This is a genomic window from Kineococcus mangrovi (assembly GCF_041320705.1).
GTDB classification, from domain to species: domain Bacteria; phylum Actinomycetota; class Actinomycetes; order Actinomycetales; family Kineococcaceae; genus Kineococcus; species Kineococcus mangrovi.
On the sequence record NZ_JBGGTQ010000004.1, the window covers coordinates 288,028 to 300,612 of the forward strand.

The 12,585-nt window shown below is 67.9% G+C and carries 20 protein-coding genes; all 20 read left to right on the forward strand.

The features are described 5' to 3' along the window. The first annotated feature begins 218 nt into the window (after positions 1-218). The 20 genes from rpsL (at position 219) to rpsH (ending at position 12,577) form a co-directional block, all read left to right on the forward strand. On the forward strand, positions 219-593 hold the full coding sequence (gene rpsL, locus AB2L28_RS10220) for a 30S ribosomal protein S12 (protein ID WP_012084987.1): 375 nt from the start codon (positions 219-221) through the stop codon (positions 591-593). Position 594: 1 nt separating this feature from the next. After that, on the forward strand, positions 595-1,065 hold the full coding sequence (rpsG, locus tag AB2L28_RS10225; protein ID WP_106209636.1) for a 30S ribosomal protein S7: 471 nt from the start codon (positions 595-597) through the stop codon (positions 1,063-1,065). A 62-nt stretch (positions 1,066-1,127) separates the two neighbouring features. After that, the gene (fusA, locus tag AB2L28_RS10230; RefSeq protein WP_370718647.1) at positions 1,128-3,230 is read left to right on the forward strand and encodes an elongation factor G; all 2,103 of its coding nucleotides are present in this window, start codon (positions 1,128-1,130) and stop codon (positions 3,228-3,230) included. A 170-nt stretch (positions 3,231-3,400) separates the two neighbouring features. Next, positions 3,401-4,594, forward strand: coding sequence for an elongation factor Tu (tuf, locus tag AB2L28_RS10235; RefSeq protein ID WP_370718648.1), 1,194 nt, complete (start codon positions 3,401-3,403; stop codon positions 4,592-4,594). A 454-nt stretch (positions 4,595-5,048) separates the two neighbouring features. After that, a complete protein-coding gene (gene rpsJ / locus AB2L28_RS10240; protein ID WP_012084982.1) occupies positions 5,049-5,357 on the forward strand; it encodes a 30S ribosomal protein S10 in 309 nt (102 codons plus the stop codon). A gap of 13 nt (positions 5,358-5,370) precedes the next feature. Then, positions 5,371-6,030 (forward strand): 50S ribosomal protein L3, encoded by a 660-nt coding sequence (rplC, locus tag AB2L28_RS10245; RefSeq protein WP_367636830.1) that lies wholly within the window; start codon positions 5,371-5,373, stop codon positions 6,028-6,030. A 5-nt stretch (positions 6,031-6,035) separates the two neighbouring features. Then, positions 6,036-6,740 carry a 50S ribosomal protein L4 gene (gene rplD / locus AB2L28_RS10250; protein WP_370718649.1) on the forward strand — a complete coding sequence of 235 codons (705 nt, stop codon included), beginning with the start codon at positions 6,036-6,038 and terminating at the stop codon, positions 6,738-6,740. Further along, positions 6,737-7,048 carry a 50S ribosomal protein L23 gene (gene rplW / locus AB2L28_RS10255; RefSeq protein WP_370441233.1) on the forward strand — a complete coding sequence of 104 codons (312 nt, stop codon included), beginning with the start codon at positions 6,737-6,739 and terminating at the stop codon, positions 7,046-7,048. The genes rplD and rplW overlap by 4 nt, the downstream gene beginning before the upstream one ends. A gap of 57 nt (positions 7,049-7,105) precedes the next feature. Next, a complete protein-coding gene (gene rplB / locus AB2L28_RS10260; protein WP_370718650.1) occupies positions 7,106-7,942 on the forward strand; it encodes a 50S ribosomal protein L2 in 837 nt (278 codons plus the stop codon). 15 nt (positions 7,943-7,957) lie between these two features. Further along, positions 7,958-8,239, forward strand: a complete 282-nt coding sequence (rpsS, locus tag AB2L28_RS10265) for a 30S ribosomal protein S19 (RefSeq protein WP_367636833.1) — start codon at positions 7,958-7,960, stop codon at positions 8,237-8,239. Between the two features lie 56 nt (positions 8,240-8,295). Beyond that, a complete protein-coding gene (gene rplV, locus AB2L28_RS10270) occupies positions 8,296-8,676 on the forward strand; it encodes a 50S ribosomal protein L22 (protein WP_366172914.1) in 381 nt (126 codons plus the stop codon). Beyond that, positions 8,676-9,479 (forward strand): 30S ribosomal protein S3, encoded by an 804-nt coding sequence (gene rpsC / locus AB2L28_RS10275; protein ID WP_370718651.1) that lies wholly within the window; start codon positions 8,676-8,678, stop codon positions 9,477-9,479. The genes rplV and rpsC overlap by 1 nt, the downstream gene beginning before the upstream one ends. 3 nt (positions 9,480-9,482) lie before the next feature. After that, complete coding sequence (gene rplP, locus AB2L28_RS10280; protein ID WP_370718652.1) at positions 9,483-9,899, forward strand: 50S ribosomal protein L16; 417 nt, start codon at positions 9,483-9,485, stop codon at positions 9,897-9,899. A 1-nt stretch (position 9,900) separates the two neighbouring features. After that, the gene (rpmC, locus tag AB2L28_RS10285) at positions 9,901-10,149 is read left to right on the forward strand and encodes a 50S ribosomal protein L29 (protein ID WP_370441320.1); all 249 of its coding nucleotides are present in this window, start codon (positions 9,901-9,903) and stop codon (positions 10,147-10,149) included. Then, a complete protein-coding gene (gene rpsQ, locus AB2L28_RS10290; protein ID WP_370718653.1) occupies positions 10,146-10,439 on the forward strand; it encodes a 30S ribosomal protein S17 in 294 nt (97 codons plus the stop codon). Before rpmC ends, rpsQ begins: the two co-directional genes overlap by 4 nt. 130 nt (positions 10,440-10,569) lie before the next feature. After that, a complete protein-coding gene (gene rplN / locus AB2L28_RS10295; protein ID WP_012084971.1) occupies positions 10,570-10,938 on the forward strand; it encodes a 50S ribosomal protein L14 in 369 nt (122 codons plus the stop codon). 2 nt (positions 10,939-10,940) lie between these two features. Next, positions 10,941-11,324: a 50S ribosomal protein L24 gene (gene rplX, locus AB2L28_RS10300; RefSeq protein ID WP_366172906.1), complete on the forward strand. Its 384-nt coding sequence runs from the start codon at positions 10,941-10,943 to the stop codon at positions 11,322-11,324. After that, positions 11,324-11,893 carry a 50S ribosomal protein L5 gene (gene rplE, locus AB2L28_RS10305; protein ID WP_370718654.1) on the forward strand — a complete coding sequence of 190 codons (570 nt, stop codon included), beginning with the start codon at positions 11,324-11,326 and terminating at the stop codon, positions 11,891-11,893. The genes rplX and rplE overlap by 1 nt, the downstream gene beginning before the upstream one ends. A gap of 2 nt (positions 11,894-11,895) precedes the next feature. Next, positions 11,896-12,081: a type Z 30S ribosomal protein S14 gene (locus AB2L28_RS10310; protein ID WP_366172902.1), complete on the forward strand. Its 186-nt coding sequence runs from the start codon at positions 11,896-11,898 to the stop codon at positions 12,079-12,081. A 97-nt stretch (positions 12,082-12,178) separates the two neighbouring features. Continuing rightward, positions 12,179-12,577, forward strand: coding sequence for a 30S ribosomal protein S8 (gene rpsH, locus AB2L28_RS10315; RefSeq protein ID WP_370718655.1), 399 nt, complete (start codon positions 12,179-12,181; stop codon positions 12,575-12,577). Positions 12,578-12,585: the final 8 nt, after the last annotated feature.

Here is a 12,585-nt window from a genome sequence, read left to right on the forward strand (position 1 = left end):
GTGTGCGCCCGTTTTGACCACTCAGCAACAGCGCGGGTAGTCTCGTGTCCGCTTGACACGAGCGCGCCCGCGACCAGGTGACAGGACGTCACTCCTGCGGGACCTCGACCGAACGACACGCCCGACCTCGTGGGTCGGCGGGGGTCGAGCGCCAGCCCACGACGGGCGGCGCGTTCCCAGGACAGCCGAACCACCAGATCGAGACAGACGGAGACAGGGTGCCCACCATCCAGCAGCTGGTCCGCAAGGGCCGGGAGGACAAGGTCGTCAAGACCAAGACGCCCGCCCTCAAGGGCAGCCCGCAGCGCCGTGGCGTGTGCACGCGCGTGTACACCACGACGCCGAAGAAGCCGAACTCGGCGCTGCGCAAGGTCGCTCGCGTGAAGCTGACCAGCGGCATCGAGGTCACGGCCTACATCCCCGGCGTGGGTCACAACCTGCAGGAGCACTCGATGGTCCTGGTCCGCGGTGGCCGCGTGAAGGACCTGCCGGGTGTCCGCTACAAGATCGTCCGCGGGTCGCTCGACACGCAGGGCGTGAAGAACCGCAAGCAGGCGCGCAGCCGCTACGGCGCGAAGAAGGAGAAGAGCTGACATGCCGCGCAAGGGCCCCGCACCCAAGCGTCCCCTCGTGGTGGACCCCGTCTACCAGTCCCCGCTGGTGACGCAGCTCGTCAACAAGATCCTCCTCGACGGCAAGAAGTCCGTCGCCGAGTCGATCGTGTACGGCGCCCTCGAGGGTGCCCGCGACAAGACCGGTGGCGACCCCGTCGTCGTGCTGAAGCGTGCGCTCGACAACGTCAAGCCCGCGATCGAGGTCAAGTCCCGCCGCGTCGGCGGCTCGACTTACCAGGTGCCCATCGAGGTGCGCCCGAGCCGTTCCACGACGCTGGCCCTGCGCTGGCTCGTCGGCTACGCCCGGCAGCGCCGCGAGAAGACGATGACCGAGCGTCTGCTCAACGAGATCCTCGACGCCTCGAACGGTCTCGGTGCCGCGGTGAAGCGCCGCGAGGACACGCACAAGATGGCCGAGTCGAACCGGGCCTTCGCGCACTACCGCTGGTGACCCCGGCGGTGAGCTGCGCTCGCCGTTCCACCCCCTCGATCCCAGGGAAGAGGCAGTAAACCGTGGCACAGGACGTGCTGACGGACCTGACCAAGGTCCGCAACATCGGCATCATGGCGCACATCGACGCCGGCAAGACCACGACGACGGAGCGGATCCTCTTCTACACGGGGATCAACTACAAGATCGGCGAGGTCCACGACGGCGCGGCCACGATGGACTGGATGGAGCAGGAGCAGGAGCGGGGGATCACCATCACCTCCGCCGCCACCACCTGCTTCTGGGAAGGCACCCAGATCAACATCATCGACACGCCCGGCCACGTCGACTTCACGGTCGAGGTCGAGCGGTCCCTGCGCGTCCTCGACGGTGCTGTCGCCGTCTTCGACGGCAAGGAGGGTGTCGAGCCCCAGTCCGAGACCGTGTGGCGGCAGGCGGACAAGTACGACGTCCCGCGCATCTGCTTCGTCAACAAGATGGACAAGCTGGGCGCCGACTTCTACTTCACGGTGAAGACCATCGTCGAGCGCCTCGGCGCCGAGCCGCTGGTCATGCAGATCCCGATCGGGGCCGAGAACGACTTCCTCGGCGTCGTCGACCTGGTGTACATGCGCGCGCTGACCTGGCGCGGCGACACCGCCAAGGGCGAGGCGTACGAGAAGGAGGACATCCCGGCCGAGCTGCAGGAGACGGCCGAGGAGTACCGCACCAAGCTGCTCGAGCGCGTCGCCGAGACCGACGAGGCGCTGCTCGAGAAGTACCTGGGCGGCGAGGAGATCTCCCCCGAGGAGATCAAGGCGGCCGTCCGCAAGCTCACGATCGCCAGCGAGGTCTACCCGATCTTCTGCGGCTCCGCGTTCAAGAACAAGGGCGTGCAGCCCATGCTCGACGCGGTCCTGGACTACCTGCCCTCCCCGCTCGACGTGAAGCCGATGATCGGCCACAAGGTCGGCGACGAGTCGGTCGAGATCTTGCGCAAGCCGGACTCCACCGAGCCGTTCTCCGCCCTGGCGTTCAAGGTCGCGGCGCACCCGTTCTTCGGGAAGCTCACCTACGTGCGCGTCTACTCGGGCGTCGTCTCCGCCGGCTCGCAGGTCGTGAACTCGACCAAGGGCAAGAAGGAGCGCATCGGGAAGCTCTTCCAGATGCACTCCAACAAGGAGAACCCGGTCGACGAGGCTCGCGCGGGCCACATCTACGCGATGATCGGCCTGAAGGAGACGACGACGGGCGACACGTTGTCCGACCCGGCGCAGCAGGTCGTCCTCGAGTCGATGACCTTCCCCGAGCCCGTCATCTCGGTCGCCATCGAGCCGAAGACGAAGGGCGACCAGGAGAAGCTGGGCACCGCGATCCAGCGCCTGGCCGAGGAGGACCCGACCTTCCAGGTCGAGCTCGACCAGGAGACCGGCCAGACCATCATCAAGGGGATGGGCGAGCTCCACCTCGACATCCTCGTGGACCGCATGAAGCGCGAGTTCAAGGTCGAGGCCAACGTCGGCAAGCCGCAGGTCGCCTACCGCGAGACCATCCGCCGGGCGGTGCTCAAGGAGGACTACACCCACAAGAAGCAGACGGGTGGGTCCGGCCAGTACGCGAAGGTCCAGGTCTCGATCGAGCCCCTGGACACCACCGACGGGACGTTCTACGAGTTCGTCAACGCCGTCACCGGTGGTCGTGTGCCGCGCGAGTACATCCCCTCGGTGGACAACGGGATCCAGGAGGCCATGCAGGAAGGTGTCGTCGCCGGCTACCCGCTGGTCGGCATCAAGGCCTCCCTCGTCGACGGTGCGGCGCACGACGTCGACTCGTCCGAGATGGCCTTCAAGATCGCCGGCAAGATGGTCCTGCGCGAGGCTGTCCGCAAGGCGCAGCCCGTGCTGCTCGAGCCGGTCATGGCCGTCGAGGTGCGCACGCCCGCCGACTACATGGGCGAAGTCATCGGCGACCTGAACTCCCGCCGTGGGCAGATCGAGTCCATGGAGGACGTCAGCGGGGCCAAGCTCGTCAAGGCCGCCGTCCCGCTGTCGGAGATGTTCGGCTACGTCGGGGACCTCCGGTCCAAGACCCAGGGCCGCGCGGTCTACTCGATGCAGTTCCAGAACTACGCCGAGGTGCCGCGCAACGTCGCGGACGAGATCGTGAAGAAGGTCCGCGGGGAGTGACCCGCTCCTGACACACCCGGGGGAGCGGTCCGCGAAGCCGTTGCCAGCAGACCGCTTCCCCACGGCACGACCCCTGGACCACCGCCGTGTGGGCCAGTGACCAGCCAGGTCACCCACCCACCCGTTGAGAACCGGGTCGGGAAGAAACGACAGTCCGAGGAGGACCCCCAGTGGCGAAGGCGAAGTTCGAGCGGACCAAGCCGCACGTCAACATCGGCACGATCGGTCACATCGACCACGGGAAGACGACGTTGACCGCGGCGATCACCCGCGTGCTGCACGACAAGTTCCCGGAGCTCAACAAGGCTTCGGCGTTCGACCAGATCGACAAGGCCCCTGAAGAGCGTCAGCGCGGCATCACGATCTCGATCGCTCACGTCGAGTACCAGACCGAGGCGCGTCACTACGCCCACGTCGACTGCCCGGGTCACGCGGACTACATCAAGAACATGATCACGGGTGCGGCGCAGATGGACGGCGCCATCCTCGTGGTCGCGGCCACCGACGGCCCGATGCCGCAGACGAAGGAGCACGTCATCCTGGCCCGCCAGGTCGGCGTCCCCTACATCGTCGTCGCGCTGAACAAGGCCGACATGGTCGAGGACGAGGAGCTCCTCGAGCTCGTCGAGATGGAGGTGCGTGAGCTCCTCTCGTCCTACGAGTTCCCGGGCGACGACGTCCCCGTGGTCCGCGTCTCCGCGCTCAAGGCCCTCGAGGGCGACGCCGAGTGGGGCGACAAGCTCATGGAGCTCATGAACGCGGTCGACACCGCGATCCCCGAGCCCGAGCGCGCCGTCGACCAGCCCTTCCTCATGCCGATCGAGGACGTCTTCACGATCACCGGCCGCGGCACCGTCGTGACCGGCCGCATCGAGCGCGGTGTCCTGAACGTCAACCAGGAGGTCGAGATCGTCGGCATCAAGCCGACGTCCTCGAAGACCACCGTCACCAGCATCGAGATGTTCAACAAGATGCTGGACTCCGGCCAGGCCGGCGACAACGCCGCCCTGCTGCTGCGTGGTCTCAAGCGTGACGACGTCGAGCGCGGCCAGGTCGTGACCAAGCCGAACTCGATCACCCCGCACACCGAGTTCGAGGGTCAGGCCTACATCCTGTCCAAGGACGAGGGTGGCCGTCACACGCCCTTCTACAACAACTACCGTCCGCAGTTCTACTTCCGGACGACCGACGTCACGGGCGTCGTCTCGCTGCCCGAGGGCACCGAGATGGTCATGCCCGGTGACAACACCGAGATGAAGGTCGACCTCATCCAGCCCATCGCGATGGAAGAGGGTCTGAAGTTCGCGATCCGTGAGGGTGGCCGCACCGTCGGCGCCGGTCGGGTCACGAAGATCATCAAGTGAGTCGAGCCGCCGCGGGGGAGTGATCCCCCGCGGCGGAACGCTCGCCACGCGAAGGGGCGGGTCCTCCTGGACCCGCCCCTTCGTCGTGGGCGAGCCGCCCAGCACCGGTACGCCGCTGCTCGATTCGCCAAGGGACGCCTCCGTCTGGCACACTGTCGGGGTTGCTGCGCCGCTGGACCGCGCCTGGATCACGATTCCACCCGATCCGGGGACCGGGTCAGAGCACCGGCCCGCAACCGCGAACGTCGAACGTCTCGGACGGGCGGCGAACGGTTCACCTGGACCTCCAGGGCAACCTGAACAGGACGACAGGACCACACCGGGCAACCGGGTGAGGGTGCAGAACGTGCGAAAGCGCGACACGCCCGACCTCGGGGGTCGGGGCCTCACCACACGGGGCTCCGCGCCGCGCGCGAGTCAGTAGCGGTACGAAGAGAGAGAGTCAGACGACGCCATGGCGGGACAGAAGATCCGCATCAGGCTCAAGGCCTACGACCACGAGGTCATCGACAGCTCGGCGCGCAAGATCGTCGACACGGTGACCCGCACTGGTGCTTCGGTCGCAGGGCCCGTGCCGCTGCCGACCGAGAAGAACGTCTACTGCGTCATCCGCTCGCCGCACAAGTACAAGGACAGCCGCGAGCACTTCGAGATGCGGACGCACAAGCGTCTCATCGACATCATCGACCCGACGCCGAAGACCGTCGACTCGCTCATGCGGCTCGACCTGCCGGCCGGGGTCGACATCGAGATCAAGCTCTGAGGGACTGCACACGATGAGCGACAGGCAAGTGCGAGGGGTGCTCGGCACCAAGCTCGGCATGACGCAGCTGTGGGACGCGGACAACCGCGTCGTCCCGGTGACCGTCGTCAAGGTCGAGCCGAACGTCGTCACCCAGATCCGCACCACTACCACCGACGGCTACGAAGCCGTCCAGCTGGCCACCACGGCGATCGCGCAGCGCAAGGCCAACAAGCCCGCTGCCGGCCACTTCGCGAAGGCGGACGTCGCGCCTCGCCGTCACCTGGTGGAGCTGCGCACGACCGACGCCGGTGAGTACCAGCTCGGTCAGGAGGTCACCGCCGAGGTCTTCGAGACCGGCACGACCGTCGACGTGGTCGGCACCACCAAGGGCAAGGGCTTCGCCGGGGTCATGAAGCGTCACGGCTTCTCCGGCGTCGGCGCCTCCCACGGTGCGCACCGCAACCACCGCAAGCCGGGGTCCATCGGCGGCTGCGCCACCCCCGGCCGCGTGTTCAAGGGCATGCGGATGGCCGGGCGCATGGGTGCTGCCCGCCAGACGACCCAGAACCTGACCGTGCAGGCCATCGACGCGGAGAAGGGTCTGCTGCTCATCACGGGCGCGATCCCCGGTCCCCGCGGCGGGCTCGTGCTCGTCAAGAGCGCCTCCAAGGCGCGCGTGAAGGAGGCCTGAGCCAGATGTCGACCGAAACTCACGCCACCGAGAACGTCACCGTCCCGCTGCGGACGGCTGACGGTGGCACCAACGGCACCGTCGAGCTGCCGGCCGAGCACTTCGCCCGCCAGGCGAACGTCGCCCTGATCCACCAGGTCGTCACCGCCCAGCTCGCCGCGGCCCGCCAGGGCACCCACGCGACGAAGACGCGGGGCGAGGTCCGCGGTGGCGGCAAGAAGCCGTACAAGCAGAAGGGCACCGGCCGCGCCCGCCAGGGTTCGCTGCGCGCCCCGCAGTTCACCGGTGGTGGCACCGTGCACGGTCCCCAGCCGCGCGACTACTCCCAGCGCACCCCCAAGAAGATGAAGGCCGCCGCCCTGCGCGGTGCCCTCTCCGACCGGGTGCGCCACGACCGGCTGCACGTCGTCGAGGGCCTGGCCGCCGGCGAGGTCCCCTCGACCAAGACGGCGCGCACGCTCATCGCGACGCTGTCCGGCCGCAAGAACGTGCTGGTCGTCCTGACCCGCGACGACGAGGTCTCGCAGAAGTCCCTGCGCAACCTCGACAACGTGCACGTCCTGCCGGCCGACCAGCTCAACACCTACGACGTTCTGAAGAGCGACGACGTCGTCTTCACCCGCGCGGCCCTCGACGCCTTCGTCGCCGGCCCGCGCAAGGGTCGCAGCGCGACCGCGGTGGCGGCGGAGTCCGAAGGGAGCACCCTGTGAGCGCGCTCGGCGGAACCCAGAAGGACCCGCGCGACATCCTGCTCGCGCCGGTCGTCTCGGAGAAGAGCTACGGGCTCATCGACGAGGGCAAGTACACGTTCCTGGTGGACCCGCGGGCCAACAAGACCGAGATCAAGATCGCGGTCGAGAAGGTCTTCGGCGTCAAGGTCTCCGCGGTGAACACCGCGAACCGTCAGGGCAAGAGCCGTCGCACCCGGTTCGGTACGGGCAAGCGCAAGGACACCAAGCGGGCCATCGTGACGTTGCGCGAGGGCACGATCGACATCTTCGGCGGCTCGGTCGCCTGAGCCCGGTAGGGCTCGCACGACTGCCGTAGACACCTTCGAACCCGAGGAAACGCTGCAATGGGAATCCGCAAGTACAAGCCGACGACGCCGGGCCGCCGTGGCTCGTCCGTCGCCGACTTCGTCGAGATCACGCGGAGCGAGCCGGAGAAGTCGCTCGTCCGCCCGCTGTCCAAGACCGGTGGCCGCAACTCGTCCGGGCGCATCACGACCCGCCACATCGGCGGTGGCCACAAGCGCGCGTACCGCGTCATCGACTTCCGTCGCCACGACAAGGACGGCGTCGTCGCCAAGGTCGCGCACATCGAGTACGACCCGAACCGCACCGCGCGCATCGCGCTGCTGCACTACGTGGACGGCGAGAAGCGCTACATCATCGCCCCCGCGAAGCTGAAGCAGGGTGACCGGATCGAGAACGGCCCCGAGGCCGACATCAAGCCGGGCAACAACCTGCCGCTGCGCAACATCCCGGTGGGTACGGTCGTCCACGCCATCGAGATCCGTCCCGGTGGCGGCGCCAAGATCGCCCGCTCCGCGGGCGCGAGCGTCCAGCTGGTGGCCCGCGAGGGCCGGTACGCGCAGCTGCGCATGCCGTCCGGCGAGATCCGCAACGTCGACGTCCGCTGCCGCGCGACGATCGGTGAGGTCGGCAACGCCGAGCAGTCGAACATCAACTGGGGCAAGGCCGGCCGCATGCGCTGGAAGGGCAAGCGCCCGACCGTCCGCGGTGTCGCCATGAACCCGATCGACCACCCGCACGGTGGTGGTGAGGGGAAGACGTCCGGTGGGCGTCACCCCGTCAGCCCCTGGGGCAAGCCTGAGGGCCGTACGCGGCGTCCGGGCAAGGAGAGCGACAAGCTCATCGTCCGTCGCCGCCGCACCGGCAAGAAGCGCTGATAGGGAGCTAGAGCCATGCCTCGCAGCTTGAAGAAGGGCCCGTTCATCGACGACCACCTCCAGAAGAAGGTGGACGCGCAGAACGAGGCCGGTACGCACAACGTCATCAAGACGTGGTCCCGCCGTTCGGTCATCACGCCGGACTTCCTGGGTCACACGTTCGCGGTGCACGACGGCCGCAAGCACGTCCCCGTCTTCGTCACCGAGTCGATGGTGGGGCACAAGCTCGGCGAGTTCGCCGCCACGCGGACGTTCAAGGGCCACGAGAAGGACGACCGCAAGGGTCGTCGCCGCTGAGCCACCGGCTCACGCGACACAACCTTTCGAGACCGAAACCAGGAAGCAGGACAGGGATGGAAGCCAAGGCGCAGACGCGGCACCTCCGCGTCACGCCCCAGAAGGCGCGCCGAGTCGTCGACCTCGTCCGGGGCAAGCAGGCCACCGAAGCCGTCGCCGTGCTCTCGTTCGCCCCGCAGGCGGCGGCCGAGCCCGTGCGCAAGCTCGTCGAGAGCGCCATCGCGAACGCGAAGTTCCTCGCGGACAAGCACTCCGAGGCGTTCGACCCGAACGAGTACGTCGTGAAGGCGATCCACGTCGACGAGGGTCCGACCATGAAGCGCTTCCGTCCGCGGGCCCAGGGCCGCGCCGGACGCATCCTGAAGCGCACGAGCCACATCACCGTGGTCGTGGCCCCCGCCGTCGCCGGCGCCAAGAAGACGAGGAGGACCCGCTGATGGGACAGAAGGTCAACCCGCACGGGTTCCGGCTGGGCATCACCACGGACCACAAGAGCCGTTGGTTCGCCGACTCCACCAAGACCGGTCAGCGCTACGCCGACTACGTCAAGGAGGACGTCGCGATCCGCCGCCTCATGTCCAAGGGCATGGAGCGCGCCGGCATCTCCAAGGTCGAGATCGAGCGCACCCGCGACCGCGTGCGCGTCGACATCCACACCGCCCGGCCGGGCATCGTCATCGGCCGTCGCGGCGCGGAGGCCGACCGCATCCGCGGCGAGCTCGAGAAGCTCACGGGCAAGCAGGTCCAGCTGAATATCCTCGAGGTCAAGAACCCCGAGACCGACGCCCAGCTGGTCGCCCAGGGCATCGCCGAGCAGCTCGCGAGCCGCGTCTCGTTCCGTCGCGCCATGCGCAAGGGGATGCAGACGTCGCTCCGCTCGGGCGCCAAGGGCATCCGGGTGCAGTGCGCCGGCCGTCTCGGCGGCGCCGAGATGAGCCGCTCGGAGTTCTACCGCGAGGGTCGGGTGCCGCTGCACACGCTGCGCGCGAACATCGACTACGGGTTCTACGAGGCCCGCACCACCTTCGGTCGCATCGGCGTGAAGGTCTGGATCTACCACGGTGACGTCACCAGCCGTGAGCTCGCCCAGTCGCAGGCCGCCGCCCCGCGCGCGCCGCGTCGCGGTGAGCGCGGTGACCGCGGTGAGAGCCGCGGGCGTCGTCGCCCCACCGCCGAGCAGCAGCCGGCAGCCGAGGCTGCTCCCGCTGCGGCCCCGGCCAGCACCGGAACGGAGGCCTGAGTCGTGCTCATCCCACGGCGAGTCAAGCACCGCAAGCAGCACCACCCCACGCGCCGTGGTGCGGCGACCGGCGGCACCCGCGTCACGTTCGGTGAGTACGGGATCCAGGCCGTCGAAGGTGGCTACGTCACCAACCGGCAGATCGAGTCGGCCCGTATCGCCATCACCCGCCACATCCGTCGTGGCGGCAAGGTCTGGATCAACATCTACCCGGACCGGCCGCTGACGAAGAAGCCCGCCGAGACCCGCATGGGTTCCGGGAAGGGTTCGCCGGAGTGGTGGATCGCGAACGTCAAGCCCGGACGCGTCATGTTCGAGCTGTCGTTCCCCAACGAGAAGGTCGCTGCGGAAGCGCTCACCCGCGCCATCCACAAGCTGCCCGTCAAGTGCAAGATCGTGCGCCGCGAAGGTGGTGAGTGAGTTGGCCATCGGGACCAAGGGCCTGAGCGCCGACGAGCTGCGTGAGTTCGACGACGCGAAGCTGGTCGACGAGCTGAAGAAGGCAAAGGAAGAGCTGTTCAACCTGCGCTTCCAGTCCGCCACCGGTCAGCTCGAGAACAACTCGCGGCTGAAGGCCGTCAAGCGGGACATCGCCCGCATCTACACGACGATGCGCGAGCGCGAGCTCGGCATCACCGAGGCGCCGATCACGAAGGAGGCTGCGAAGTGAGCGAGCAGGACACCACCGTGTCGTCCCAGGCGACCACCGAGCGCGGCTACCGCAAGACGCGTCGCGGGTACGTCGTCAGCGACAAGATGCAGAAGACCGTCGTCGTCGAGGTCGAGGACCGCGTGAAGCACCCGCTCTACGCCAAGGTCATCCGCCGCACGACGAAGGTCAAGGCGCACGACGAGGTCGAGACGGCCGGCGTGGGGGACCTCGTCCTCATCGCCGAGACCCGGCCGCTGTCGGCGACCAAGCGTTGGCGCGTCGTCGAGGTCCTCGAACGCGCGAAGTGACGCACGCGTCCTCGGACGCGTTCGACCGAGGGCGGGCCGCACGTGCGGCCCGCCCCCAGATTCCATGTCCGTTCGGCCAGGCTCGCCCCCACGCGGGTGGTCGAGAACCGGCGCGACGAAGGAGTAGAGAGTGATCCAGCAGGAGTCGCGGCTCAAGGTCGCCGACAACACGGGTGCCAAGGAGATCCTTTGCATCCGCGTGCTCGGCGGCTCCGGCCGCCGCTACGCCGGCATCGGTGACGTGATCGTGGCCACGGTCAAGGACGCCATCCCCGGCGGGAACGTCAAGAAGGGCGATGTGGTCAAGGCCGTCATCGTCCGCACCAAGAAGGAGCGTCGGCGTGCCGACGGTTCGTACATCCGTTTCGACGAGAACGCCGCGGTGATCCTCCGCGCTGACGGCGACCCGCGCGGTACCCGCATCTTCGGGCCCGTCGGTCGCGAGCTGCGTGAGAAGAAGTTCATGCGGATCATCTCGCTGGCGCCGGAGGTGCTGTGAAGATGAGTGCGAAGACGCCGAAGCTGCGCATCAAGAAGGGTGACCTGGTCCAGGTCATCACCCGCGTCCGCGGTCGCAAGAACGAGGACGGCACCAAGACGTCCGACCTCGGCAAGCAGGGCAAGGTCCTCGAGGTCAACGCCGAGACCCAGCGCGTCCTGGTCGAGGGTGTGAACCGCATCAAGCGCCACACCAAGGCCCGTCCGGGTGTGGAGGGCGGCATCGTCGAGCGCGAGGCCCCCATCCACATCAGCAACGTGCAGCTCGTCGACCCGGAGACCAAGAAGCCGACCCGCGTCGGCATCCGCGAGGAGAAGGTCGAGCGCGACGGTCGCACCAAGACGAACCGCATCCGCGTCGCCAAGCGTTCCGGCAAGGACATCTGATGACCACCACCACTGAAGCGCCCGCCCTGCCTCGTCTGAAGCAGCGCTACCGCGAAGAGATCAAGGGTCAGCTGAACACGCAGTTCTCGTACCCGAACGTCATGCAGATCCCCGGCCTGGTCAAGGTCGTGGTGAACATGGGTGTCGGCGAGGCCGCGCGTGACTCCAAGCTGATCGACGGCGCCGTCCGCGACCTCATGGCCATCACCGGCCAGAAGCCGCAGATCACCAAGGCCCGCAAGTCCATCGCGCAGTTCAAGCTGCGCGAGGGCATGCCGATCGGCTGCCACACCACCCTGCGCGGGGACCGGATGTGGGAGTTCCTGGACCGTCTGCTGTCGCTCGCGCTGCCGCGCATCCGCGACTTCCGCGGGCTGTCGCCGAAGCAGTTCGACGGCAACGGCAACTACACCTTCGGTCTCACCGAGCAGTCGATGTTCCACGAGATCGACCAGGACAGGATCGACCGCGTCCGAGGGATGGACATCACGGTCGTGACGACGGCGAAGACCGACGACGAAGGCCGTGCGCTGCTGCGTGCTCTGGGCTTCCCCTTCAAGGAGAACTGACCGTGGCGAAGACCGCTCTGATCCACAAGGCCGCGCGCAAGCCGAAGTTCAAGGTGCGCGCCTACACCCGCTGCCAGCGTTGCGGTCGCCCGCACGCCGTGTACCGCAAGTTCGGCCTGTGCCGCGTCTGCGTGCGCGAGATGGCGCACCGCGGCGAGCTGCCCGGTGTGACCAAGAGCAGCTGGTGACCTCCTACTCCTTCACGACCCTGATCACTGAGACGCCGAAGGTCCGGCCCGCACGGCGAGGCACGGAAACCGCGGCGAGGAAGGGCGGACGAGCCCGATGACGATGACCGACCCCATCGCGGACATGCTGACGCGTCTGCGGAACGCCAACTCGGCGTACCACGACACCGTCCAGATGCCGTACAGCAAGCTGAAGTCCCACATCGCCGACATCCTCCAGGCCGAGGGGTACATCGCCTCCTGGACCGTCGAGGACGCCGAGGTGGGCAAGAAGCTCACGCTGAACCTGAAGTTCGGCCCGAACCGTGAACGTGCGATCGCCGGCCTGCGCCGCGTGAGCAAGCCCGGTCTGCGGGTCTACGCGAAGTCGACGAACCTGCCCCGCGTGCTCGGTGGCCTCGGCGTGGCGATCCTGTCCACGTCCTCGGGGCTGCTGACCGACAAGCAGGCCAACAAGAAGGGCGTGGGTGGGGAAGTCCTCGCCTACGTCTGGTGAGGGAGGAG